The sequence below is a fragment of the Cognatilysobacter xinjiangensis genome, assembly GCF_014651995.1.
GTDB lineage: Bacteria > Pseudomonadota > Gammaproteobacteria > Xanthomonadales > Xanthomonadaceae > Cognatilysobacter > Cognatilysobacter xinjiangensis.
The window spans coordinates 1328355-1352322 of sequence record NZ_BMXY01000001.1 but is presented as its reverse complement, the minus strand read 5'-3'; the positions used below and the strand labels follow the sequence as shown (position 1 = coordinate 1352322).

The following is a 23968-nucleotide window of genomic DNA, read 5'->3' as shown; positions in this document are numbered from 1 at the left end:
GCGCGATCAAAGCGGCGCGAACCGGTCGTCGAGCGCCGACATCATTTCGCCGGTCGCAGGCCGAGCGCCTTCACCGCGTCGAGCATCGACTTCACGTGCAGCGAAGGGTTGAGGTCGGAATGCACGGCGGCGATGCGGCCGTCCTTCGTCACCACGTACGACGTGCGGTCCGAACGATCGGCCCGGCCACCGAGCAGCGCGTCGTAGGACTTCGCGATCTTCGCGCCCGGGTCCGCGGCTACCGGGAAGCGGCCGCCGCAGTGCTCGGTTTCCTTGGAGAAGTCCGCGAGCTGCTCGGTGTTGCCGGCGCTGAGGCCGACGACGGTGGCGCCTGCCTTGCGGAAGTCGTCGATGGCCTCGGAGAACAGGTGCGCCTCGAGGTTGCAGCCCGGCGTATGCGCGGCCGGGAAGAAGTAGACGACCACCGGGCCCGAGCGGCGCGCCTTCGCGAGGTCGAAGGTGAAGGGCTTGCCGGCGAGGTAGGCCTGCGCCCTGAAGTCGGGGGCACGCTCGCCGGGCTTGAGCGCGGCGGCGGCGGGCAGTGCCAGCGCCAACACGGCGACGGCGAGCGTGGTGCGGAGGGCGGCGTTCATGGCGTTCTCCTGGAAGGTCCGCGTCGTTATACGCCACGGCCATTCGTCCCGGTTAGCGCTCGGCGGCGATACTCCAGGGCGACCGCGAAGTCGCGGTCGCCGACCTCATGCCAACACGCGCGACAGCCACTCGACCGCGTCGTTCTCGACCACCCCGGTGAGTTCGTGTCCGCCGCGATGCAGCCGCAGCTCGTGACGGATGCCGAGCTGCGAGAGCCGCTCATCGCTGAGCTCCGCCTGCTCGACAGGCAGGGTGTCGTCCTGCCGGCCGTGCACGATGAGCGCGCGCAGGTGCGCGAGGTCTGCGCGCGGCGTGTGCAGCGGCTCGACCTCGGGCGGCATCTGCCCGCACAGCAGCGCGAACGCCGCTACCGTTTCGGGTGAGGTCAGCGCGAGGCTCGCCGCCAGCATGCCGCCCTGGCTGAAGCCGGCGACCACGGTGCGCTCGGGCGGCACGTCGAAGCGCGATTGCAGCTGCTGCACGAACTCATGCAGCTTCAGGCGCGCTTCCTCGGCCTCGTCCTCGACCACCTGCAGCCCGTCCTCACTCAGGCCGACGCGGTACCAGCCGAGCTTGCCGCCGCTGATCGAGCGGTAGCCGCGCGGCAGCGCGACGAGCACGTCGCCCGGCGTGCGTTCGCCGATCGATGCGAGTTGCAGCTCGTCGCTGCCCACGCCGTGCAGCAGCACCAGCAGCGCACGCGGTGCATCGGGCCGGGGTTCCAGCGTGCGGAAGGAGAACGCGTAATCGGCGGCGTCGATGAGGTCGCCCGGCTGCGGCATGCGGAGGTGATCGCGATGGGGGAAGGGCGAAGTGTCGCGGGCGACCGGCGGCGGCGCGGTGAATGCGCGTCGCGGCATGGGTCAAACTGTGCCCAGTCGAATCCCCAGGGGCGCCGCATGAAAGTCACCGAAGTCCGCCATCCGCTGGTGCAGCACAAGCTCGGTCTGATGCGCCGCGCGGAGCTTTCCACCAAGGAGTTCCGCGACCTCGCCTCCGAGGTGGCCACGCTGCTGACCTACGAGGCCACCGCCGACCTGCCGACCGAGACGGTCGACGTGCAGGGCTGGGCGGGCCCGGTGCAGGTCACGCGCATCAAGGGCCGCAAGGTGACTCTGGTGCCGATCCTGCGCGCTGGACTGGGCATGCTGCCGGGCGTGCTCGAGCTGGTGCCCGCGGCGAAGGTGAGCGTCGTCGGCCTGCAGCGCGACGAGGAAACGCTCGGCGCCGTGGGCTACTACGAGAAGCTGGTCGGCGGCATGGCCGACCGCATCGCGCTGATCCTCGATCCGATGCTCGCCACCGGCGGCACCATGGTCGCCACCATCGACCTGCTCAAGGCCGCGGGGGCCACGCGCATCAAGGCGCTGTGCCTGGTCGCCGCGCCGGAGGGCCTGCGCGCGGTGGAAGCGAAGCATCCGGATGTCGAGATCGTCACCGCATCGGTCGACGAGCGACTCAACGAGCGCGGCTACATCCTGCCGGGCCTCGGCGACGCGGGCGATCGCATCTTCGGCACGCGTGTGCGCTGAGCCCACGCGTGAACCCGGTCACCTTCGGGCGCGCCGGGGCGGGACTTCTGGCCTAGAGGCGCTCCGGCGGGCGGCCGTATGCTCCGGGGTCGTACCGCGCCGGCCGTTCCGGCGACCTGGGGAGAAACCGCTTGAAGACCTCGCTGCTCTCGCTCGCGACCGCCGCCGCGCTCGCGCTGGCCCCGTCCCTCCACGCGCAGGACGCACACTGCCTCGACGCGACCTGCAGCCTGCAGGCGCTGCTGCCCGTCGACACTGCCGCGCCTGCCAGCGGCTCGGGCGACGCGATCCAGGCCAAGCGCCTGGGCGACTGGGGCGTGGACCTCGGCGGCATGGACCGCAGCGTCAAGCCGGGCGCCGACTTCTTCGGCTACGTCAACGGCAACTGGGCCAAGACCACGCAGATCCCCGCCGACCGCTCGAGCTACGGCGGTTTCGCCGTGCTGCGCGACCTGTCCGAGGCGCGCGTCCGCCAGCTGGTCGAGACCTATCCGTCGAATGCCGGCAACGACGACGCCTCGAAGGTCGGCGCGCTGTATCGCGGCTTCATGGACGAGGCGACGATCGAGAAGCTCGGCGGCGCGCCGCTGAAGCCGCGCATCGAAGCGATCCGCAAGGTGTCGAACAAGACGCAGATGGCCGAGCTGATGGGCCGCACGCAGGGCGGTTTCGGCCGCAGCCTGTTCGGCCTCTCGGTCGGCGACGACGCGCGCGATCCGGACAAGTACACGCTGTACATCGGCCAGTCGGGGCTGGGCCTGGGCGACCGCGAGCTCTACCTCGACGCCAAGTTCGCGCCGCAGCGCGAGCGCTACCAGCAGTATCTAGCGCAGATGCTGGGCCTCGCCGGCTGGGACAAGCCCGCCGAGCGCGCTGCCGCCATCCTCGCGATGGAAACGAAGATCGCGAACGCGCACTGGACCCGCGCGCAGAGTCGCGACCGGGACAAGACCTACAACCCCGTGCAGGTCGCCGAGCTCGCCACGAAGGCACCGGGCTTCCCGTGGGCGCAGTTCCTCGCCGCCGCGGGCGTCGACCACGCGGGCCGCGCCGTCGTGCGCCAGGACACCGCGCTGCCGAAGATCGCCGCGGTGTTCAACGAGACCGACCTGGAGACGCTGAAGGCCTGGGAAGCCTTCATGGTGACCGACCAGGCCGCGCCGCTGCTGTCGAAGGCGTTCGCGGACGCGCAGTTCGAGTTCCGCTCGAAGTTCATGCAGGGCCAGCCGCAGCAGCGCGAGCGCTGGAAGCGCGCCGTCGCCGTCGCCGAGGGCTCGATGGGCGAGGCCATCGGCCGCGACTACGTGAAGCTGTACTTCCCGGCCGACTCCAAGGCCAAGATGGACGCGCTCGTCGCCAACGTTAAGGACGCGATGCGCGTGCGCCTCAACCAGCTCGACTGGATGAGCCCGGCCACCCGCGCCGAGGCGCTGGCCAAGCTCGACAACTTCGGCCTGAAGATCGGCTACCCGGAGAAGTGGCGCGACTACAGCGGCCTGAAGATCGTCGCGGGCGACGTGTTCGGCAACGCGGAGCGCGTGCAGCAGTTTGAGTGGGATTTCCGCCGCGCGCGCATCGGCAAGCCGGTCGACAAGCTCGAGTGGGGCATGACCCCGCAGACCGTCAACGCCTACTACAACTCGGTCAAGAACGAGATCGTGTTCCCGGCCGCGATCCTGCAGCCGCCGTTCTTCGATCCGGATGCCGATCCGGCGGTGAACTACGGCGCCATCGGCGGCGTGATCGGCCACGAGATCATTCACGGCTTCGACGACCAGGGCCGCAAGTCCGACGGCAAGGGCTACCTGCGCGACTGGTGGACGGCGGAGGACGCCGAGAAGTTCGAGGCGCAGGCCACGCGCCTCGGCGCGCAATACGAGAGCTACGAGTTCCCGACCCTGCCGGGCGTGCACATCAACGGGCGCGCCTCGATGGGCGAGAACATCGGCGACCTCGGCGGCATCACCATCGCGCTGGAGGCCTACCACCGCTCGCTCGGCGGCAAGCCGGCGCCGGTGCTCGATGGCTTCACCGGCGACCAGCGCGTGTTCCTCGGCTGGGCGCAGGTCTGGCGCACGCTGTTTCGCGACGACGCGCTGCGCCAGCAGCTGGTCGGCGACCCCCATTCGCCGGGCCAGATCCGCGCGTTCGCGCCGCTGCGCAACCTCGATGCCTGGTACACGGCGTTCGGCATCACCGACAAGGATCCGCTGTGGATCCCGCCGGAGCAGCGCGTCCGCATCTGGTGATCCAGGCGGTACATGCGGGCCGGCGCACTGGCGCCGGGCCGTCATGCGAGGCCGGGGCGACCCGGCCTCACGCGTCTTGAATCCGCGGCGGGTTACCACTAGCGCAACCCAACCGGCCGTAGCTTCCTGATGGAAACCCGAATCCTCGTCGTGGACGACAACTCACGCGTGCGCGAAATGCTCGCGGACCTGCTGGAAATGGAAGGCCACACCGTGTTCCAGGCCGACACCGGCGCCGGCGCGCTGCAACTGCTGCAGGGCGGCCTGCAGCCGAAGCTGATCGTCTGCGACCTGATGATGCCGGACGTGGACGGCTGGCAGGTGCTCGAGGCGGTCGAGCAGCTGGACGAGCGGCCGCCGGTGATCGTGTTCACCTCGCTGGGCGACCTGCATTCCATCACCCGGCTGACCGAGCGCTACGGTTGCACCGTCATGAAGAAGCCGGAGCAACTGCGCGACGTGGTCGGCGCCGCGCGCGAGCGGCTGCACCGCCCGATGTAGCCGAAGGCCGGCGCGACATGAACCGTACGTGGGCTCGTTCGACGCGGGCGTACCGGGGTTCAGCGCCGATGACGGGCGCGCCAACCAGAATCCACGTTGCGCCGCGGATGCGCCGTCGGCGCGGCGCGGCCAAGCGGCCGTCGCGCTGTCTTCACGCCGTCATCACTAATTTGCAGGAAAGCGGTAACAGGGGTGGTCATGCAGCAGGGTTTCACTGATCCGGGTGCGGCGGTTTCCGCCGGGCCGAACGGGATCGGTCTGGGCGAGAGCGAGCGTCAGTTCCGTCTGCTCGTCCAGGGCGTCACCGACTACGCGATCTACATGCTCGATACCACGGGCAGGATCGCCAGCTGGAACGCCGGCGGCCAGCGCATCAAGGGCTATGCCGCGGATGAGATCGTCGGCGAGCACTTCTCGCGGTTCTACACCGATGAGGACCGTGGCCGCGGCGAACCCGCGATGGCGCTGGAAACGGCGCGCACGCAGGGGCGCTACGAGAAGGAAGGCTGGCGGCTGCGCAAGGACGGCACGCGCTTCTGGGCCAACGTCATCATCGACCCGGTGTATGACGACGACGGACGCCACATCGGTTTCGCCAAGGTCACCCGCGACATCACGGAACGCCGCGAGCAGCAGCGCGCCCTGGAAGTTGCGCAGCAGGCCATGCTTCAGGCGCATCGCATGGAGGCGATCGGCCAGCTCACCTACGGTGTCGCGCACGACTTCAACAACCTGCTGACGGTCATCACCAACAGCCTCGATCTCATCGCGGTCGACAGCAGCGACCCGCAGCGCGTGCGCAGGCTGGTGGCGGGCGCGCAGCGCGCGGCCGAGCGCGGCTCGCTGCTCACGCGGCAGTTGCTCGCGTATTCCCGCCGGCAGACGCTGAGGCCGGAAGTGCACGACCCGAACGCGCTGATCTACGGCGCGGAGTCGGTGCTGCGCCGCGGCGTAGGCGAGAACGTGGCGATCGAGTTGTCGCTGGGGCGTGGCCTCGGCGAGGTGCACGTCGACGCGCCGGAGTTCGAGGCCGCGCTGCTCAATCTCGTGGTCAATGCGCGCGACGCGATGCCGGAGGGTGGCCGCATCACCATCCGTACGCGCGAGCACGTGCAGCGCGACAAGGAGGGCCGTCGCGGGCCAGGGCGCTACGTGCTGGTGACCGTCGAGGACACCGGCGAGGGCATGGCGCCCGAAGTGATCGAGCACGCGATGGAGCCGTTCTTCACCACCAAGGAAGTGGGCAAGGGCAGCGGTCTCGGCCTCAGCCAGGTCTACGGCTTCGCGGTGCAGTCCGGTGGCGACGTCACGATCGATAGCGTGCTCGGTCAAGGCACGACGATCAGCTTCTACCTGCCTGTCCGCGGCGACGGCGAGTCGCTCGACGATGGCGACGGCGGGGCACCCGTGAAGGTACTGCTGGTGGAGGACGACCCGGACGTGCAGATGATGGCGGTCGAGTCGCTACGCTACCTCGGGTACGCGGTGCTGACCGCCAACGAGGGGGCCGCGGCGCTCGAGGTGCTGGCGCGCGATCCCGAGATCGAGGTGCTGTTCACCGACGTGGTGATGCCCAAGGGCATGAGCGGCGTCGACCTCTATCGCGAGGCGCGGCGCATCCGCCCCGACATCCGCGTGCTGCTCGCCTCGGGCTATGCGCGCGGGCAACTGCCGACGATTCCCGAGGGTTGCGATTTCATCGCCAAGCCTTACCGCGTCGAGGACCTGCAGAAGCGCCTCTCGCAGTTGCTTGCCGCGCCGCCCGCCCCGGGCTGAGTCCGCTGTGACGACGCACGGCCCGGAGGATCCCGCGCGGGCCTACGGCGGCGCGTTGCGCGACGACGCGCGTCGCCGCGACGAGCGCGAGCGGCGCCGCTACGGGCCGCGTCGCGGCGCAGCGGCGTGGATCTGGTGGGCGATCGCGATCGTCGGGCTCGCGCTGTTCGCGCTGCTGATGCGCGGCGTCGTCGAGAAGACGAAATGGACGGCGGGCGATACCGCCGTCCAACCCGCGCCGGGCGCTGCGTCTGCCGCCCCGGCGGGGCCCGTGCGCATCGGCTGCTTCGAACTCGTCGACGCCTACAGCCGGACCTACGTCGACCGCTGCGGGGGCAATGGGCCGCCGCTCACGGCGGCGCAGCGCGAGGAAATGCAGCGGCGCGCGGCCGAAGCGGCGCGCTGAGCCGTTTCGTAGAACCCGGTCCGCGCGCGGATAGGGCTGCGGCGGTCGGTGGCCGCCTGCGCCGTCGGCGATGGCCTCAGCCGCTGATCGCCGGGAGCGTGGTCGACAGCGTGACGCGATCCCGGCCGGCGCGCTTGGAGGCGTACATGGCCTCGTCGCTGGCGCGCATCAGCATCGCCGCGTCCGTGCCGTGCACCCCGAACAGCGCGACGCCCACCGACACGGTGACGTGCAGCGACTCGCCCGGCGCCACCTCGAAGGCCTGGCTGGAAATCGCGACGCGCAGGCGCTCGGCGAAGGCGAGCGCGCCGTCGATCTCGTGCTCGGCGATGACCACGAGGAATTCCTCGCCGCCCAGCCGAACGGGCAGGTCGCTGCCGCGGCTGGCCTGGCGCAGCTGGCCGGCGACGCCCGCGATCACGCGATCGCCCGCCTCGTGGCCCCAGGTGTCGTTGATGCGCTTGAAGTGGTCGACGTCGATGGCGACGAACGCCAGCCCACCACCGCGGCGCTCGGCCAGCGGCAGCTGCACGCGCAGGTATTCGTCGAGGAAGCGCCGGTTGTAGAGGCGCGTGAGCTCGTCGGTGATGACCAGCTCGTGCAGCGCCTCGGCCTCGCGTCGTGCGGCCTCGCGGATGCGGCGGTTCTCGATCGCCATTCCAAGAAGTTTCGCTGCCGACAGCAGCGTGCGCTCCTGGCGCTGCGACGGGGGCCGCGGCCTCGCGGACAGCGCGGCGAGCATGCCTATGGGCGTCGCCGTACCGGGAAGCGGTGACAACGCGAGTACGTGCACGCCATGCTCGCGCAGGCGCGCGACCAGGCCGCCGGTGCCGTCGTCGCCCTCGGCGGGCGGCGTTGAATCATTGAGGCGGCCGTCGCTGACCGTCGCGGCGACGCGGTGCAGGCGGCCGGCGTCGTCGAAAACGTGCACGCTCGCGGCCTCCACGATGTCGTAGGCGACGAGGATCTCGCAGGCGTTGTGCGCCAGGCGTTCCTCGCCCATGTCCGGGTCGGCGAACGCACGCGACAGCGCCGACAGCGTGGAGAGCTCGCGATCGCGCGCGCGCTGGCGGCGCTGCAGCAGCAGGATCATCAGGCCGGCGAGGGCGACGATGCCCAGTCCCGCGCCTACCGCGGGCAGGAACCAGCGCTGCCACTCGGGCGGCGGGGGTTGCAGGATCTGCAGATCGCCCGCGTCGGCCAGCACCACCTGGAAGCCACCGTCGAACGGCCAGGTCGGCTTGTAGATGGACAGCACGCCGGTGGCGGCGACGCGCGTGCCGCGCGGGAACCGCTTCCAGTCGAAGCCGTCGGCGATCGGCGCCGGGACGAACAGCTGCAGCGGGATGCCGTCGTCGCCGGTGATGCGCAGCATGCTGTAGCTGTCGAGCGTCACCGCGCCGGCGAGGCCCTCCACGCGCACGCGGCGGCCGACGTGCTTCCAGCCGTCGGCTTCCTCGGCGCTCAGCGCCAGCGCCTCGGGGAGCGCGGCACGGCCGACGCGGCGCACGCGGGCGTTCTCCAGCTGGATCGCGCCCTTGAACTGGCTGACGCGGCCCCAGGCCTCGATCACGTCGCCCGCGGCCAGCGGGGTCGACTCGCGCATGTTGAAGACGCCCATGCCGCCGGTTTCGTCCTGGATGGCGGCCTGAAGGCTCTCCACGCGCAGTACGTCGGACGGAATGGTCACCACGCCGCGCACCCGCACCATCTCGCCCTTGCGGTCGGGCACGGTGTCGCCATCGCGGTCGGCGACCACGCGCGCGATCGGCTCGATCGGCAGGGTCTGCGGATCGATCTCGCTGATGCGGGTCCGCGCCGTGCGCGGAGCATCCGCCGCCTGCACGAGCAGCGCGGGCAGCAGCAGGGCGAGGAGGACGAGGCGGCGACGATTACGCACGGGCGCTCACGGTGCGGCAGGGGATGCCGGCTCGACGCCATTAACGGCTGCTTCCGCGCGTCCTGAAGTCATTGCGCGCACGTGCCGACCACGCCGGCCGTGGCATCTGGACGCTTTCCTCTTGCCGAGAGCCATGCGCCGATTCGCCCAGGCCTTCCTGCTCGACGCCCTGCCACCGGGACTTCCCGGCGGCGTGGCGGCCGCGCTCGCCGCGGCGCCGGAGCGCTACAACGTCGCGGTGCGCAAGCCCGCGTCGATCGTGCTCGACCGTGGCGACGGCGCGGCGGTGGAGGACGCCGTCTGGGGCCTGGTGCCGAGCTGGTCGAAGACGCCGGACACGAAGTACACGACGGTCACCGCGCGGCTGGAGCGCGCGCCCACCAGCCGCATCTACCGCAGCGCCTGGGAAAAGCGCCGCTGCGTGGTGCCGATGACCGGCTACTACAAATGGGATCGCACGCAGAAACCGGCGCGGCCGTACTTCATCCAGGCGCGCGACGGACGTGCGCTGTTCGCCGCGGGGCTATGGGACCGCTGGCCCGCCGACGAGCCGGATCTGCTGACCTTCACCGTGCTGACGATGCCCAACGACGCCATCCCGGCGCCGCTCGTGCCCGACGGCCCGGTCTTCCTGCCCGCCGTCGAGGCCGAGGCCTGGCTCGCCGGCCCGCGCTGGCCGACGCGCTTCCTCGCGCGCCTGCGGCAGCCGGCGCTGGAGGCATACGAGGTGTCGCGCCGGGTCCGCAGCGCGGAGGTCGACGACTACACGCTGCTCGAGCCCGCCGACGCGGCAGGCGACATGCCGGCCGAGCCTTCGGACGAGGCGTGGCTGGACGAGGAGGACGAGGACATCGATTGACGGCGGTCGCCTTCGCTTTCAGTCGCGTGTCGTGACCGCCAGTTCCCGCAGGCGCGCCGACAGGCGGGCGATGTTGTCGCGGCTCGCGGCCAGCGCGTCTCGGCGCCCGACGGATAGCAGCGCTTCGCCCGCATTGCGCAATTCTGCGCTGCGCGACGACCATTCGGCCGCATCCGTTTCCAGCCGCGCACGCAGAACCGAGCGCTCGCCGGGCATTGGCTGGCCGTAGCCGCCATCGGCCAGCAGCGCCGCGGGGCGGGTGAGGCGATCGGCGAGCGCGAGCGAGCCGCGCAGATCGCCCCGCAGAGCGACGGCCTGCGCGTCGTCCTGGAGCAGGCGACGCTTGAGCACGTCGGCCGCGCGCGCCTCGGCACGACGCAGCGCCGCGTTCTCCAGCACCAGCAATGCGGCGGCTGCGCGCAGGTCGGCCTGTTCGATCCAGCGCGCGCGCGACGCCGGCGGATCGTCCAGCCATGCCTCCACGCTGCGGGGGCCGATCGGCAGCGACGCGCGCACGACGTCCAGCAGTTCCGCGTAATGCGCGCCCTGCGAGTCGAAGCGGTAGCCGAGCCGCAGCGCCGCGTCGGGATCGGACTGCATCGAGGCGTCGGCCACGCCCGCGGACTGCAGGCGGCGCAGCAGGCCGGTCGGCGTGAGTCCGGTGAGCGATGCCGAGGCGAGGCGCGGCACGCCCGCGTGCAGCAGCCGCCAGGTTTCCACCGCGCAATTGCGGTTCACGAAGCGGTAGCGCCCGTCGTAGCTCCAGTGCACCTGCGCGGCCTGTTCGAGGAGCAGCGCGATCTCGTCGTCGGACAGTCGCAGCGGCACCGAGCGCAGGCCGCGCAGCTCGACCTTGGTGTATTCCTCGATCACCTGCGGCATCGGCAGCACGAACAGGCGCGAGGGATACGCGCCGGTGAGGCCGCGCCAGCCGGAGATCTGCAGGTCGTCGACGAACGCGCGGAACGAGAGCACTACGTGCGACGCGATGTCGAGCCTGCAGTCCGGCCCCCGCGGACGGCCCGGCGCGCAGACGACCAGACGCAGCATCGAATGGCCCCAGCGGCTCATCGGATGCGCATCCGGCTCGGCGAGCAGGTAGTCGACGCCGGCGATGCGTGCGGGGTCGATCTCCAGCAGCGGCGACGGATCGGCCGCGCCTTCCATCGACGGCTGCACGAATGCGGGCGGCGCGCAGTTGGGCCTCGGCATCGCCGCCTGCGTGCGCGCGACGAAATAGCGGTGCAGCGCGGGGCGGCGGCACGCGTACTCGGGATCGAGCAGGAAATGCTCGAGGTTCACCGCGACGAACTCGCGCGGGGTGGCGAGCTCGTAGGCGTCGGGCGTGCGGTCGCGGAAATCGTTCGCGCCGACACGGCCCCTGCGGATCGCCGTCGCCGGCCAGCCCGCGAGGTCGAGCAGGCGTGCGTCACGCGACAGGCCGCCCTTGTGCGATCGGTCCCAGGCATGAGCGAGTTCGTGCAGCACCGCGGCGCGTGCGGCGCGCGTGGCAGCGTCATCCGGGCGCGACGCATCGCGCGCCTGCCAGTCACGCAGCAAGGAGCGACGCAGGCGGACGAGGCCATTGCGGTAGCGACCCTCGACGTGCGCCGGGAGGCCGTCGTGCCACTCGATGCGCAGCGGTCCGTCGATGCCGGCCGACCAGCCCAGCGGAAGCAGTCGCTGCACGTCGTCGAGGATCTGCGCACTCGCGACGCGTTCGCCGGCATCGAGCCCGTCGGTGCGCACGTCGAGCTCCACCGCGCTCGCGGGCGCGGCGGATACGGAGATGAGCGCGGCCGCGAGCGTGGGGCCGCGCGAAAACCGCTTCATCGGAAGGCGGAATGTCAGCGCGCGAGAATCGAGCGTGCGAGTTCGAGTTCGCTCGCGGCGCGGGCCTCGTCGCGCTGCGCACGCAGCACGCGGAAGGCCGCTTCGAGCTGCGCGCCGCGGACGCGGCCCTCGGTGGCGACGAACATCGCCGCGTCGTCGCGTGCCTGCAGCACGATCTTGTCATCGCCGGTGCTGCTGCCGCTGGTATTGGACGCGCCGGCGGCCGAGGAACCGGCCGACGAGCCCGCGAAGCTGCTGGCGGCCGCGGAAAGCGGAAGGGCGAGCGCGACGGCGGTCGCGAGAAGCGTGTATCGGGCGGTCATGGAACGGTCCGGTCGGCGGGAGCGCCGAGGATAGTCGCCCGGACGCGCATCCCGCTGAACCGGCCGTGTCGCGGCCTCAATGCGTGCGCTTGGTATCGTCCGGCGTGCCGTCCTTCGGGTCGAGCACCGCGTACGGCGGCGCCTCGGCATCGTGCACGTGGCGCAGCGCCTCGACGACGTCCGGCTCCAGCCGGTCGAGGTCGAGCAGCACCTTGCCCGAATGCACGTCGCGCACCGCGCTGACCGGCAGCACGAAATCGCCGGCGTTCTGGATGTTCACGACGATGTCCTCGCCGCGGGTCTCGCGCACCGCGCCGACCCCCATCGCGCCATCCGTCACGAAGACCATCTGCCCGACTTCGATCCGTTCCTGCATGACGACTCACCTCGTTCCGACCGGCGCCCGGCGCCGCATGCATCGATGATGGCGGCCGTGAACGTCGCGGGGCGGTGAACGCGCGTCCGCTCGATCGCGACGCGCGCTGGGAACGTCGGCGCACCGCGCTGGCCTCAATGCCCGTCGGGTGAATCCTCGCGGCGCATCGAGGCGCCGGCCTTCAGCCGCGGCAGCGGGTCGATCGCCCCCTCGCGGGTGTAGATGCCGTAATGCAGGTGCGTGGGCGTGCCGCGCGCGTTGCCGGTATCGCCGACTTCGCCGAGCCGGCTGCCTGTGCGCACGAGGTCGCCTTCGCGCAGGTCGGGCTCCCAGGCGTCGAGGTGCGCGTAGTAGTGGCGCTCGCCGCCAGGGCCCATCACCCAGACCTGCTTGCCGCCGAGGCCGTGGTCGCGGATCGAGACGACCACCCCGCGCGTCGCACTGAGCACAGGGGTGCGGCGCGGCGCGAAGATGTCGACGCCCTGGTGCGAGCGGTCCGCGCCGCGTCGCGCGCCCCAGGTATCGGCCACGCGCGAGGCGCTGATGCCGTCGACCGGCATCGGCAATGCATCCGGTGCCGGCTCGCGCATGAGCGACGCCACGGCTCTCGGATAAGCCATGAACGGCTGTCGCCATTCCCAGTAGCCTGCGAGCGCCAGCATGCAGCCGACCGCGACCAGCGTCAGCACCCGACGCAGCAGTGGCGCGTAGTCGCGCGGCGGCGGGGGTCCTGCGCCCTGCGGCCGATCAAGCGGCGCGGCGGCCGTATTAGGCTGGCGGCCCCTTACCGGTGAATCCGTCATGACGATCTCCATGTACGCGGCGTCCGTTCCGGTGTTCGAGCGCGCGCTGCGCAACCTGCGCCATATTCTGTCCAAGGGCGAAGCGCACGCGCGCGAACGCGGCGTCGATGTCGACGGCCTGCTGGGGCTGCGCATCATCGACGACATGCTGCCGCTCTCGCGCCAGGTGCAGATCGCCTGCGACATGGCCAAGAACGGTGCAGCGCGCCTCGCCGGCCAGCAGCCGCCCGCCTTCGAGGACAGCGAGACGACGATGGACGAGCTGTACGCCCGCATCGATCGCACGATCGCGTTCATCCACACGCTCGACGCCGCCGACATCGACGGCAGCGAGGAGCGCGACATCCTGCTTGTCATGCGCTCGGGCGAGCTGCGCTTCAAGGGCCAGGACTACCTGCTGGGCTTCGTGCTGCCCAACCTGCATTTCCACTGCACCGTCGCCTACGCGCTGCTGCGCGGGCAGGGCGCGCCGCTGGGCAAGACCGACTACATCGCGGGCGCCACGCCCGTCTGAGGGGGCTCACACTTTCCTCGCCCGGCGATCACCGGCGCTTTGCAGCCGGCGGGCCATGTTGGCGCTTTCCCTCGAGGAGCCTCCATGGCCAGCCAGCATCCGAAGGGCGACGCCGCCCGCACCGCCGAGAAGCAACGCGAGATCCAGAGCCGCATCGACGCGAAGGAGGCATCGGGCGGCGGTTCCTCGGGCGAAGCCAAGCCCATGCAGGCAGGCCTGGACGACAAGCCCGTGAACCCGCTGCCCAAGCAGCACCTGAAGAAGCCCGGCAACGAGCACGAGCTCGAAGTCGAGCCGCGCTTCCTGGCGCCCGGCTACAAGGGCAGCGAGAAACTCAAGGACATGGTGGCGATCGTCACCGGCGCCGATTCCGGCATCGGCCGCGCGGTGGCCGTGCTGTTCGCGCGCGAGGGCGCCGATGTCGCGGTGCTCTACCTCGACGAGCATGAGGACGCGAAGACCACCCAGGAATTCGTGGAGGCGGAAGGCCGCCGCTGCCTGACCATCGCCGGCGACGTGCGCGACGCGAAGTTCTGCGACGGCGCTGTGCAGCAGGTGGTCGACGAGTTCGGAAAGCTCGACATCCTGGTCAACAACGCCGCCTTCCAGCAGCACGTCACCCGGCTGGAGGACATCACCGACGACCAGCTGATGATGACGCTGGAGACCAACATCGGCGGCTACTTCCACATGGCGCGCGCCGCGCTGCCGCACATGAAGGAGGGCGCCTGCATCATCAATACGACGTCGGAGACGGCGATCTTCGGCAACAAGGAACTGCTGGACTACTCGGCGACGAAAGGCGCGATCAACGCGTTCACGATGTCGCTGGCGAGCAACCTGCTGGAACGCGGGATCCGCGTGAACGCGGTGGCGCCGGGGCCGGTGTGGACACCGCTGAACCCGGCCGACAAGGACGCCGAGTCGGTGTCGAAGTTCGGCGAGGACAGCGACATGAAGCGTCCCGCGCAGCCCGAGGAGCTGTCGCCCGCCTACGTGTTCCTGGCCTCGCCGGTGACGGGCTCGTACGTCAACGGCGCGATCCTGCCAGTGATGGGCGGCCCGCGCGGCTGACGCGCCTCAGCCCTTGGCCCGCGCCATGCAGCGCCGGTAGCGGGTGTCCACGCGCGTGGCGAACCATTCGGTGGTGAGCTTGCGGGTGATCTTCGGGCTGGACAGGCGGATCTGCGGGATGCGCGCGCGCGGCAGCTCGCGTCCCGCGGCGTGGTCGGCGAGCTCGAAGACCTCGCGGTAGAGATCGGTCTCTTCGAAGTCGTGCGTTCGCGCCTTGCGCAGCGCGCGGTGGATCTGCGCGTCGGTCATGCCCAGCTGCTGCGAGAGCACGCGCACGGCGACCTCGGTGCGGCTCGGCTCGTCGCTGTCGTAGCGGACGAGGTCGCCGTCCTCGTCGAGCTCGATGCCGGTCGCCACCGTGACCGCGTGCTGGAAGGCGGCATTCCGGCTCGCGTACCAGCCGGCGTTGAAGTCGGCGAAGCGATGGATGGGCCGGGTGTAGGTCGCGCGATAGCCGAGCAGGTGCGCGATGCCGAAGTACATGCCGCCGCGACGGGTGAACACCTCGCGGCGGATCGAGCCCTCGATGGGATACGGATAGTCCTTCTCCTTCGCCAGTTGCTCGGCGAAGGCGATGCCGACCTGCATCGGCCCGCCGGTGCGCACGGGGTTCGAGCTCGCCAGCAGGCGCTGACCCATCGGCACTCGGTCGATCATCGCCTCGTAGACGTTGCTGAGTTCGCGCTCGCTGGTGGCCGCGGCGATGCGCTGCTCCCAGGTGCGCCCGTCTGGCGATTCGATCTGCAGCGCGGCGCGCGCGACCAGCGGCGGGATGTGGCGCGCGCGCATGCGGCGGTCGATCTCCTCCAGCGCGATGCGGCCGAGGCCCGGTACCTTCGGGTCGCTGGTGAACGTCGATTCCTGCTCGGTCACGGCCAGCACCGAGCAGAGGTTCGCGGTCGACGGCTCGATGCGTAGCGCCGCGAAGGCCGCCTGGATATCGGCCGCCCAACCATTGCGGTCGGCCATCGTGGCCGGCAGCAGGCGGTGCAGTTCGGCGCGTACTTCCTCGGGCGTCTTCTCGCGCGGGCGGGGCGTGCGGTCGCAGCCGCAGGCGAGTGCCACGAGTGCGAGCAGGGCGGTGGCAGCGATGCGGCGGAAGCGGTGCGGAGACGTCATCGGGCTTGGTCGGATCGGGCTGCTGCGGATAGTGCACGAGCGCGACACCGCCGCATGCATCGGCGCAGGATCCGGATAGCCGCGGTGCTGCGCGCGGGCGAGCCTGTGACTCCCGTCAACGGAGCCTGTCCATGGATTTCCGCGTCATCGGCCTCGACCCCGCGCCCTTCATGCATCTCTACGGCCTCCACGAAACGGAGCTCGCAGGGCACGGCGCCATCAGGATGCGGGCCACCGAGCCTCGCGCGATGCCCGGGCGCGTGCGGTTGCGCGACCTCGAACCCGGCGAGACCGCGTTGCTCGTGAACCACGTGCACCAGCCCGCCGACACGCCGTACCGCGCCGCCCACGCGATCTTCGTGGAGGAGGGCGCCGCGGCGCCGCGCATCGTCGAGGGCCGGCTGCCCGGCGCGCTCGCCCGGCGCCTGCTGTCGCTCCGTGCGTTCGACACGGCGCACATGATGGTCGATGCCGACGTGGTCGAAGGCGCCCTCGCGAGGGATGCGGTCATGCGTCTTCTGGACGACCCGCGCGTGTCCTACGTGCAGGCGCATTTCGCCCGTCGCGGCTGCTACGCCGCACGCATCGAGCGGGCCTGAATCGCGCCATCGTCGGTCCGATATCCGGCATCCGGCATCCGGCAAGGCGCAGCGGGCGGCGTGATCGTCGCGCGTTCACCGCCGCGGGCCTATGCTCGCCGCGTACTTGGAGGATGCGGTCATGGCGACAGGCTGGGCGGGCGACGGCGCGGTACAGGACCAGATCGACGCGACGGTGGGCGACGCGATTCGCCGAGCGCGCAGCCGGCTCCCGCAGGGGCCCGGGCGCGAGCGCTGCGAGGAATGCGATGCGCCGATTCCTGAGGCCCGCCGCGCCGCGATGCCGGGCGTGCGCCTGTGCATTGCCTGCCAGGAGATCCTCGACGCCGAGGAACGCGACCACGCGGGTTACAACCGCCGCGGCAGCAAGGACAGCCAGTTGCGCTGATCAGATCAGCGGGCCGCCGTTGATCAGGGTGTCGAGGCGGTCGAGCAGCGGACGCTGGCTCTCCAGAATCATCCCGCGCGCCTCCGCCAGCGCGAACCAACGCGCCTGATCCACCTCGGGGAATTCGCTGAAGCGCCCGCTGCGCGGTGGCCACTCCATGCGGAACATGATGCTGTTGAGTCGTTCGGGCTCGAACTCGCCCTCCATGGCATAGGCCTCGACCCATTTGCCGCCCTTCTGGCGCAGACGGCCCAGCGGCTGCAGCGGACCTTTGGCCGGCATGCCGAGTTCTTCCTCGAACTCGCGCCGCGCTGTCTGTTCAGGCGTTTCGCCGTCCTCGCGCCCGCCCTTGGGAATGCACCACGCGCCTTCGTCGCGCGAATGCCAGAAGGGCCCGCCCGGATGCGCGAGGAGCACCTCAAGTCCGGCGGGGTTGCGGCGGTAGAGCAGGATTCCGGCGCTTTCCTGGGGCATGCGTCGTCCGTCGTTGCGTCGCGCACTCTCGCGCGACGCCCGCGTCGGCGACGTGAATCCCTACTGGAGTCCCGGGCCGCCGCGCTCGTCGGCACGTTCGACGCGCTCGGCTTCGAGTGCGGCGAGGTAGGCCTCCAGCGTCATGCCGGCGTCGTCGGCCTCCTGCGTCGCAGGTGTTTCCAGCGCCGGGGCGATGCGGATCGCGAGCCTCGTGTCGTCCGCGGAGAGCGTGGCACGTGCATGGCGCAGCATGGCGATGGCCATGCCGGCGCTGTCGGTGGACGCGATCACGCGGCCGCCGAGCACCAACGCGTACTCGTCGTCGCGCCGCGCGATGCCGCCGACGATCTGCCCATCCTCGGCGACGAGGTGCGCGACGGCAGGCATGTTGCCGCCGCGGCCATCGCCATCGGGGCGGCGGCGCGGGTGGCGGGGGCGGGACGAGACGGGCATGCGGTCGGGTCGGCGTCAGGGGCGCGCAGTCTGCATGGTCGCGGCGCGATGCGCGAGCAGGCTCAGTCCTGCAGGCTGTTGCCGCCGTCGCGGGAGTCGCGGTCGGAATCGTTGCGCCCGGCCGAGGCGCGCGTGCCGACGGTCGATCCTGCGCGCGAGTGGGTGCCCGCGGGCGCGTCGGCGCTGGCGCCGTGCACATCGCTCGCCGTTCCGCCGCCCGCGAGGCGGCCGAGGTCGCTGCGTGCTGCGCCCGCCTCGTTGCGATGCGCGTGATCGCGCGCATCGCGCACCGCGTCGCGCGATTCGATCGCCGCGCGCGTGCCGCCCTGGTCGCTGCCGACGAGGTTACTGCTGCCGTAGCCACCGTCTTCCTGTTTGCTGTCGCGCGTCATTGCCGTTCTCCCGTGTTCGTGATCGAGGCTGCCAGCGCGGCCGTTACCCGCGCGTGGCCGTCAGTGGCGCCGCTGCTGCCGCTCGACGTCGAGCCGCTGCAGGATGCTGCCGTGCACGCCGGTGCCGATTGCGAGGGGGCGGTGCAGGTTGCCGGACTCGTGCGGCGCCTCCGGTGCGTCGTCGACCAGCAACTGCTGCATCGCGCCGGTCATGCCGTGCGTGACGGTCTGCGACAGGCGTTCGGCGATCACGGCCGCGGTGGCGGACATGCCGACGGTGACCTCGTCCTGCGGCGCGTTGACCACGCCGACGATGGCCTCGACGACCTCCTCGGCATCGGTGATCGGGAACGGCTGCAGCGTATGGCCGGTGTAATTGGCCGCGTGGTCGAAGAACGGCGTGTCGGCGGCCATGGGCAGCACGGCGCAGATGCGGATGTCGTTTGCGCCCTGCGCCGCCATCTCCTGCCGCAGCGCATCGCACAGTCCGACGATCCCGTACTTGGTCGCGCAGTAGGACGCGTAGTACGGCGCCGGCGTGCGGCCCAGCATCGAAGCGACGTTGACCAGCGTGCCGGCGCCGACCTGGCGGAAATGGCGCAGCGCCACGTGGCTGCCGGCGATGGCGCCGCCGAGGTTGGTCTGCATCACGCGCAGGTGGTCCTCCAGCGGAATGCGCTCGAACGCGCCCAGCGCGGCGACGCCCGCGTTGTTGATCCACACGTCGATGCGGTTGAACTTCGCGATCGCCGCAGCGGCGAGTTTCTCGACCTCGTTGGGATTGCCGACGTCGCAGTGCACGGCGATGGCGTTGCGGCCGCATTCGGTCGCGAGCTGCTCGAGAAGGTGGCCGCGGCGCGCGGCGAGCACGAGGTTGCAGCCCTGCTGCGCGAGGCGAAGCGCGACGCCGCGGCCGAAGCCGCTGGACGCGCCGGTGATGACGACGGTGGGGGCCGGCATGGCGGTCTCCTGCGGGGAACTGCGTGCAGACTGCAGGAGCCGCCGTCGCGGCCGGGTGTGCGCGGGTCAGTGTGCGCGGCCGCGGCCGTCGGGGCGATGCGTCGACGGCCGCGTCGGAATCTGCAGGTCGTCGAACATCCAGTCGGGCTCGGCGACACGTGCGCGGTGGCGGACGCCGTCGGCACGCAGGCGGTCGGCGGGAATGCGCGCGGAGCGTCCGGCGAGGCGTTCGAACTCGAGTACATCGTGCGAGCAGAAGATGTCGACGTCGACCGCGTGCTGGCGGCGCAGTTCGCGCAGGCGCTCCTGGTTGCGCAGGCGCGCGGCGCGGTCCTTTTCCATCATCCACTGGTAGAAGCGCAGGCCGGGCGTGCAGTGCGGGCGCACCACGTCCATTTCCGCGTGATAGAAGTACGCGTCGCCGGCGTTGAGTTTCCAGCGGCCTTCGCTGCGCACCGCCACGCCGACATGGCCGTGCGTGTGGCCCTCCAGCGGCACCAGCAAAAGATCGGGCGTCAGGCCTTCGAGGTTGCGCACGCAGTCGAAGCCCATCCACGGCTCGCCCGATGCGCCGGCATACGTATGCCACTGTCGACGCGTGGACCACTGCTGCGGCCGGAAGCGCTGGCGGTCCAGCCACGTGCGCTGCTTCTCGGCGTACTCGCGCTCGGCGGTCATCATGTGCACGCGCGCATGGGGGAAATCGTCCAGCCCGCCGGCATGGTCGAAATCAAGGTGGGTCATCACGATGTCGCGAACGTCGCGCGGGTCGAAGCCCATGCGCTCGACCTGGCGGATCGCGGTCATCTCCTCGCGGAAATCCGGTGCGACGAGGCCGAGGAAGAAGCGCGAGAGCCGGCTGCGCGGATCGCGAACGTCGCGCAGGCCCATGCCGGTGTCGACGAGGATGAGTCGGTCCGGCGCCTCCACCAGCAGGCAGTGCGCGGTGAGGTGGCCGCGTTCCACCATCGACGGCGTGAACCCGTCCATCAGCCGCCCGCCGAGCGGGCAGGTGGAGATGCAGTTGAGGTGGTGGATCTTCATGGCCGCGGGCGCCGGGGGGTTGCGTTGGAGTCTCCACGGCGCGCGGTCGCCGCCTCGTGAGAGCGCCCTGTTCAGGCCGTGGCGATGGGCAGGACCCGACTGCAATCGGCGCGCAGCGCCAGCGCGATCAGGTCGTCGGCACGGGTGGCGCCCAGCGTGACGGAGGCGATCGGCAGGCCGGCCTCGTGCGCCATGCGGGCGAAGCGGAAACCGGAATAGACCATCAGCGAGGAGCCGACGACGAGCAGGCCGTCGCTGGCGAGCAGGGCGTCGTGCGCCGCCTGTACGCGCTCGCGCGGCACGTTCTCGCCGAAGAACACGACGTCGGGCTTGAGCATGCCGCCGCAGCGCAGGCAGTCGGGCACGAAGTAGCCACTGAAGTCCGTGCGTTGGATGTCCGCGTCGCCATCGGGAGCGAAGGCGGCGACCGTATCGACCCAGCCGGGGTTCGCGTCGGCCAGCCGAGCCTGCAACAAGGCGCGCGGCGTACGCTCGCCGCAGGCCAGGCAGACGACGGTGTCGAGGCGGCCGTGCAGGTCGACGACGCCGCGGCTGCCCGCGCGCTCATGGAGGCCGTCGACGTTCTGGGTCAACAGCATCGACACGCGCCCGGTGCCCTGCCAGGCGGCGAGGGCGGCATGCGCTGCATTCGGGGCGGCGGCGTCGAAGCGCGGCCACCCGGCGAAGGAGCGCGCCCAGTAGCGCCGCCGCGTGGCCTCGTCGCCGGTGAACGCCTGGTAGGTGACGGGCGGCTGGCGCTTCCAGCCGCCGGCCTCGTCGCGGTAGTCGGGAATGCCGGATGCGGTGCTGATGCCCGCGCCCGTCAGCACGAAAACGCGCCGCAGGGGCGAAAGCCACTCGCGCAGCGCATGCGCGGCTTCTATCTCGTCAAGGGTGGCCGGCACATCCATTGCCGAATGCTAGCGGCGCCGCGCGCGTTGGCGTGATGAGGGCGAGGCTCAGTCGTAGACCATCTTGCGGCTCATGCCGCCGTCGACCACGAAGTTCTGCCCCGTAATGAAACCCGCCGCAGCGGACATGAGGTAGACGGCGAGCGCGCCGATGTCCTCGGGCACGCCGACGCGGCCGACCGGGTGCTGCGAGCGGTCGGTGCGGCTCAGCGACGGCTTTCGACGGGAGGCCGGTTTCTGCCAGGCCTCCGTCGGCACCCAGCCGGGGCTGATGCAGTTGACCCGCACCTCGGGACCCGCGCTGATCGCCAGCGCGTGGGTAAAGGCGACGAGGCCGCCCTTGGTCGCGGCATAGGCCTCGGTATCCGGCTCCGACTGAAGTGCGCGGATGGAGGCGATGTTGACGATGCTTCCTCGGGCTTCGCGCAGCGCGGGCAGCGCCTGCCGACTGCACAGGAAGGCGCCGGTGAGGTTGGTGGCGATGTAGCGGTTCCAGTCGGCGAGCGAGAGTCGCTCGAGCGGACCGGTCTGCGGGTCGGCGATGCCGGCGTTGTTCACCAGCCCGTCGATGCGGCCGAACGTGCCCTGCGCAGCGTCGACGAAACGGCGGATCGAGCTTTCCTTCGAAACGTCGAGCCGCAGGAACATCGCCGATGCGCCGGCATCCCATTCATCGAGGCAGGCCTGCCCGGCCTCGACGTCGGAGTCGCCGATCACCACCGCGCCGCCCGTCGCGAGCACGCACTGCGCGATGCCGCGGCCGATGCCTTGCGCACCACCCGTGACCAGCACCACGCGCCCGCGCATGGGCTGCGGGTCGGCAACGGGAATCGGTGGGGTCAGGCCCATGCGACGCGCCTCGGCTCGGTTTCGACGAAGGCGACCGGCATCGCTTCGGACGATGCCGGTCGCGCGGGCTCAGTGCAGGCGGCCGAGGTCCGTGTCCAGGCGGCGCTGCAGCTTCTTCGCGGCGCCGCTGATCGCCGCCGCGAGCGTGTCCGCCTCGTCGGACGCGGCCAGCGGCGGCCGGCCCTCCACCTTGGCTTCGAGCAGGCAGTGCTTGTCGTTGCCGCCCTTCTTGTCGGCGTTCTTGTCGTGCAGGTGCACCTCGACGCGCGTCACCTGGCCGGAGAAGCGCGAAAGCGCGGTGTCGAGCGCCTGCCGCACGTGGCGTTCGACCGACTCGTCGTGATTGATGTTGCGGTCGTGGTTGATCTCGATATGCATGCGGCGTGTTCCCTTCGTGGACCTGTGGCCAAGCTAGACCAGCGGGCGTGGATGAAAAGTTCAGCGGGCTTCGCGCTGGGACGCGCGTTCGGCGTCGATACGGCGGAAGACGTCCTCGACGGCCGGCGTCCACGTGCTCCATGCGTGCTTGCCGCCCGGCCTCACCAGCACGTGCTCCGGGCGCAGCAGGCCGGCGACCAGCGGCATGCCTTCGCGCAGGTAGTCGGCATCGCCATAGGCGAGCCAGACATCGCGGGTGCGCGCGGGCTCGTGGGCCCAAGTCTTCAGGTGCGCCCAGAGTTCGCGTTGCCAGCCGTCCTCGTCGTCGGCCGCGCCGGCCGGTGGCTGCCACGTCGCCAGGCCGCCGGCCGCGCGGATCTCGTCGTGGATCGCGCGTTCGCCCGTGTAGGGCGCGAGCAGCACCATGCCGTCGACCTGCCCGGGATACATGCGGTCGTAGAGCAGGCAACCCATGCCGCCCAGCGACGCGCCCACCAGCCAGATCTCGGTGTAGGCGCGGCGACGCGCGGGCAGCAGTACCTCGTCGTGCAGCCGCTGGGCGGCGCTGCGGTCGAGGTAGTAGGGCATGGACAGCTCGGCGAACAGCACGTCGGCATCGGGCCAGACGCGCTGGACGGCCTCGCCGACGCCGCTGCGGCGCAGCGATTCCAAGCGGTCGCGCCGGCCGGGCAGCACGACCACCAGCCGGTGCGAGCCGTCGTTCGACGGCAGCAGCGCGGTGGGCACCGGCCGCGGCGATTCCATGCGCTTCGACGCACAGGCGAGCAGCGCGCTCGCGGCAAGCAGAACCACCGACCAGCGCAGCAGGCGCATGCGACCTCCGTTCGTGAAACGGCAGTCTTCGCAGCGCGGCGTGATGCGCCGGTGCAGGACTGGCGCTGCACGGGGTCGTAGAGTCGCGGCATGTGCGGACGCGACACCTTGAAGGCGACATGGGCGGAGGTCCGCGCGGCCGCCGCGGCCTTTCCCATCGAAACGCCCGCCGAGGACCCGCCGGCCACCTACAACCGCGCACCCACCCAGCGCGGCTGGGCGGTGGTGCCGACGGGCGAAGGCGGGCGCGTGCTGCCGATGCGATGGGGCCTGCTGCCGCCCTGGGCGAAGGACACGCGGCTGGCCTACAGCACGATCAATGCGCGTCTCGACGGCGTGGCCACCAAGCCGGCCTTCCGCTCGGCCTGGAAGTCGCGGCGCTGCCTGGTGCCGTCGTCGGGCTACTACGAGTGGCAGCCCGTCGCCGGTGGCAAGCAGCCCTACTTTATCCATCCGGTCGACGCGCCGGTGATGTTCTTCGCCGGGCTCTATGAGGCGCGCCCCGATGGCGCGGGCGGTGAGCTCCTGACCTACAGCATCATCACCCGCGAAGCCGATCCCGGGCTCGTGGCGATCCACGACCGCATGCCGCTCGTACTGCCCGCCGACGTGTTCCACGACTGGTTGCATGGCGGGCCCGACGAGGCGATGTCGATCGCCATTGCCGCGCCCGAAGCGGCGGTGGAGGCGTATCCGGTGGATCGCGCTGTCGGCAACGTCCGCAACGATCGTCCCGACCTTGTCGCGCGAATCGCGCTCCCGGCCGCGTGACGCAGGCCATTCGAAAACGTGAACTGCATTCATCGCGGCTCACGCGCACTTGATGG

The 23968-nt window shown here is 70.9% G+C and carries 28 protein-coding genes and 1 pseudogene; 12 read left to right on the top strand and 17 right to left on the bottom strand.

What is annotated here, in order from left to right:
* Positions 1-41: 41 nt before the first annotated feature.
* Both IE066_RS06390 and IE066_RS06385 read right to left on the bottom strand, forming a co-directional pair.
* A complete protein-coding gene (locus IE066_RS06390; protein ID WP_189447899.1) occupies positions 42-593 on the bottom strand; it encodes a peroxiredoxin in 552 nt (183 codons plus the stop codon).
* A 105-nt stretch (positions 594-698) separates the two neighbouring features.
* Positions 699-1454 carry an alpha/beta hydrolase gene (locus tag IE066_RS06385; protein WP_189447897.1) on the bottom strand — a complete coding sequence of 252 codons (756 nt, stop codon included), beginning with the start codon at positions 1452-1454 and terminating at the stop codon, positions 699-701.
* Between the two features lie 39 nt (positions 1455-1493).
* Here IE066_RS06385 and upp point away from each other — a divergent pair, with 39 nt between their 5' ends.
* The 6 genes and pseudogenes from upp to IE066_RS06360 all read left to right on the top strand — a co-directional run bounded on the left by upp (position 1494) and on the right by IE066_RS06360 (position 7058).
* Complete coding sequence (gene upp, locus IE066_RS06380; RefSeq protein ID WP_189447895.1) at positions 1494-2126, top strand: uracil phosphoribosyltransferase; 633 nt, start codon at positions 1494-1496, stop codon at positions 2124-2126.
* A gap of 131 nt (positions 2127-2257) precedes the next feature.
* Complete coding sequence (locus IE066_RS06375) at positions 2258-4375, top strand: M13 family metallopeptidase (RefSeq protein ID WP_189447893.1); 2118 nt, start codon at positions 2258-2260, stop codon at positions 4373-4375.
* Positions 4376-4504: 129 nt separating this feature from the next.
* On the top strand, positions 4505-4876 hold the full coding sequence (locus tag IE066_RS06370; protein ID WP_189447891.1) for a response regulator: 372 nt from the start codon (positions 4505-4507) through the stop codon (positions 4874-4876).
* Positions 4877-5074: 198 nt separating this feature from the next.
* Positions 5075-6253 (top strand): annotated as a pseudogene (locus IE066_RS06365) (ATP-binding protein); the annotation flags it as partial.
* Positions 6254-6283: 30 nt separating this feature from the next.
* A complete protein-coding gene (locus IE066_RS14755; protein ID WP_268244875.1) occupies positions 6284-6652 on the top strand; it encodes a response regulator in 369 nt (122 codons plus the stop codon).
* Between the two features lie 7 nt (positions 6653-6659).
* Positions 6660-7058: a hypothetical protein gene (locus tag IE066_RS06360; protein WP_189447889.1), complete on the top strand. Its 399-nt coding sequence runs from the start codon at positions 6660-6662 to the stop codon at positions 7056-7058.
* A gap of 76 nt (positions 7059-7134) precedes the next feature.
* Here IE066_RS06360 and IE066_RS06355 read toward each other — a convergent pair whose 3' ends face one another.
* A complete protein-coding gene (locus IE066_RS06355; RefSeq protein WP_189447888.1) occupies positions 7135-8958 on the bottom strand; it encodes a GGDEF domain-containing protein in 1824 nt (607 codons plus the stop codon).
* Positions 8959-9091: 133 nt separating this feature from the next.
* Here IE066_RS06355 and IE066_RS06350 point away from each other — a divergent pair, with 133 nt between their 5' ends.
* Entirely contained in the window at positions 9092-9817 is a 726-nt protein-coding gene (locus IE066_RS06350) for an SOS response-associated peptidase (RefSeq protein ID WP_189447887.1), read from the top strand.
* Between the two features lie 18 nt (positions 9818-9835).
* Here the strand turns inward: IE066_RS06350 and IE066_RS06345 are convergent, their stop codons facing one another.
* The 4 genes from IE066_RS06345 to IE066_RS06330 all read right to left on the bottom strand — a co-directional run bounded on the left by IE066_RS06345 (position 9836) and on the right by IE066_RS06330 (position 13152).
* Positions 9836-11650, bottom strand: a complete 1815-nt coding sequence (locus tag IE066_RS06345) for a DUF7844 domain-containing protein (RefSeq protein WP_189447886.1) — start codon at positions 11648-11650, stop codon at positions 9836-9838.
* A gap of 14 nt (positions 11651-11664) precedes the next feature.
* Positions 11665-11973 carry a DUF2388 domain-containing protein gene (locus IE066_RS06340; RefSeq protein WP_189447885.1) on the bottom strand — a complete coding sequence of 103 codons (309 nt, stop codon included), beginning with the start codon at positions 11971-11973 and terminating at the stop codon, positions 11665-11667.
* Positions 11974-12049: 76 nt separating this feature from the next.
* Positions 12050-12349: a hypothetical protein gene (locus tag IE066_RS06335; RefSeq protein ID WP_189447883.1), complete on the bottom strand. Its 300-nt coding sequence runs from the start codon at positions 12347-12349 to the stop codon at positions 12050-12052.
* A gap of 134 nt (positions 12350-12483) precedes the next feature.
* On the bottom strand, positions 12484-13152 hold the full coding sequence (locus IE066_RS06330; RefSeq protein ID WP_229790686.1) for a M23 family metallopeptidase: 669 nt from the start codon (positions 13150-13152) through the stop codon (positions 12484-12486).
* Between IE066_RS06330 and IE066_RS06325 the strand changes: the two genes are divergently transcribed.
* Both IE066_RS06325 and IE066_RS06320 read left to right on the top strand, forming a co-directional pair.
* Positions 13151-13666 carry a DUF1993 domain-containing protein gene (locus tag IE066_RS06325; protein WP_189447881.1) on the top strand — a complete coding sequence of 172 codons (516 nt, stop codon included), beginning with the start codon at positions 13151-13153 and terminating at the stop codon, positions 13664-13666. The two genes, IE066_RS06330 and IE066_RS06325, sit on opposite strands and share 2 nt — an antisense overlap.
* 84 nt (positions 13667-13750) lie before the next feature.
* Positions 13751-14740, top strand: coding sequence for an SDR family oxidoreductase (locus IE066_RS06320; RefSeq protein WP_189447879.1), 990 nt, complete (start codon positions 13751-13753; stop codon positions 14738-14740).
* 6 nt (positions 14741-14746) lie between these two features.
* Here the strand turns inward: IE066_RS06320 and IE066_RS06315 are convergent, their stop codons facing one another.
* Positions 14747-15859, bottom strand: coding sequence for a DUF1615 domain-containing protein (locus IE066_RS06315; RefSeq protein WP_189447877.1), 1113 nt, complete (start codon positions 15857-15859; stop codon positions 14747-14749).
* 131 nt (positions 15860-15990) lie between these two features.
* On the opposite strand from IE066_RS06315, the gene IE066_RS06310 reads away from it, so the two are divergent.
* Entirely contained in the window at positions 15991-16458 is a 468-nt protein-coding gene (locus IE066_RS06310; RefSeq protein ID WP_189447875.1) for a DUF1203 domain-containing protein, read from the top strand.
* 121 nt (positions 16459-16579) lie between these two features.
* Positions 16580-16846 (top strand): DksA/TraR family C4-type zinc finger protein, encoded by a 267-nt coding sequence (locus IE066_RS06305; RefSeq protein WP_189447873.1) that lies wholly within the window; start codon positions 16580-16582, stop codon positions 16844-16846.
* On the opposite strand, the gene IE066_RS06300 is transcribed toward IE066_RS06305, so the two are convergent.
* The 9 genes from IE066_RS06300 to IE066_RS06260 form a co-directional block, all read right to left on the bottom strand.
* Positions 16847-17320, bottom strand: coding sequence for an NUDIX hydrolase (locus IE066_RS06300; RefSeq protein WP_189447871.1), 474 nt, complete (start codon positions 17318-17320; stop codon positions 16847-16849).
* A 60-nt stretch (positions 17321-17380) separates the two neighbouring features.
* Complete coding sequence (locus IE066_RS06295) at positions 17381-17773, bottom strand: hypothetical protein (RefSeq protein WP_189447868.1); 393 nt, start codon at positions 17771-17773, stop codon at positions 17381-17383.
* A gap of 62 nt (positions 17774-17835) precedes the next feature.
* Positions 17836-18165 carry a hypothetical protein gene (locus IE066_RS06290; protein ID WP_189447866.1) on the bottom strand — a complete coding sequence of 110 codons (330 nt, stop codon included), beginning with the start codon at positions 18163-18165 and terminating at the stop codon, positions 17836-17838.
* A gap of 60 nt (positions 18166-18225) precedes the next feature.
* Positions 18226-19125: an SDR family NAD(P)-dependent oxidoreductase gene (locus tag IE066_RS06285; protein WP_189447864.1), complete on the bottom strand. Its 900-nt coding sequence runs from the start codon at positions 19123-19125 to the stop codon at positions 18226-18228.
* Between the two features lie 66 nt (positions 19126-19191).
* Complete coding sequence (locus tag IE066_RS06280; RefSeq protein WP_189447861.1) at positions 19192-20169, bottom strand: MBL fold metallo-hydrolase; 978 nt, start codon at positions 20167-20169, stop codon at positions 19192-19194.
* A gap of 71 nt (positions 20170-20240) precedes the next feature.
* Positions 20241-21080 carry an NAD-dependent protein deacetylase gene (locus tag IE066_RS06275; RefSeq protein WP_189447859.1) on the bottom strand — a complete coding sequence of 280 codons (840 nt, stop codon included), beginning with the start codon at positions 21078-21080 and terminating at the stop codon, positions 20241-20243.
* A 48-nt stretch (positions 21081-21128) separates the two neighbouring features.
* On the bottom strand, positions 21129-21929 hold the full coding sequence (locus IE066_RS06270) for a glucose 1-dehydrogenase (protein WP_189447857.1): 801 nt from the start codon (positions 21927-21929) through the stop codon (positions 21129-21131).
* A gap of 69 nt (positions 21930-21998) precedes the next feature.
* On the bottom strand, positions 21999-22307 hold the full coding sequence (locus IE066_RS06265) for an HPF/RaiA family ribosome-associated protein (protein WP_189447855.1): 309 nt from the start codon (positions 22305-22307) through the stop codon (positions 21999-22001).
* A gap of 60 nt (positions 22308-22367) precedes the next feature.
* Positions 22368-23141 carry an alpha/beta hydrolase gene (locus tag IE066_RS06260; protein WP_229790685.1) on the bottom strand — a complete coding sequence of 258 codons (774 nt, stop codon included), beginning with the start codon at positions 23139-23141 and terminating at the stop codon, positions 22368-22370.
* A 90-nt stretch (positions 23142-23231) separates the two neighbouring features.
* Here IE066_RS06260 and IE066_RS06255 point away from each other — a divergent pair, with 90 nt between their 5' ends.
* Positions 23232-23912: an SOS response-associated peptidase gene (locus tag IE066_RS06255; protein ID WP_268244859.1), complete on the top strand. Its 681-nt coding sequence runs from the start codon at positions 23232-23234 to the stop codon at positions 23910-23912.
* Positions 23913-23968 lie beyond the last annotated feature (56 nt).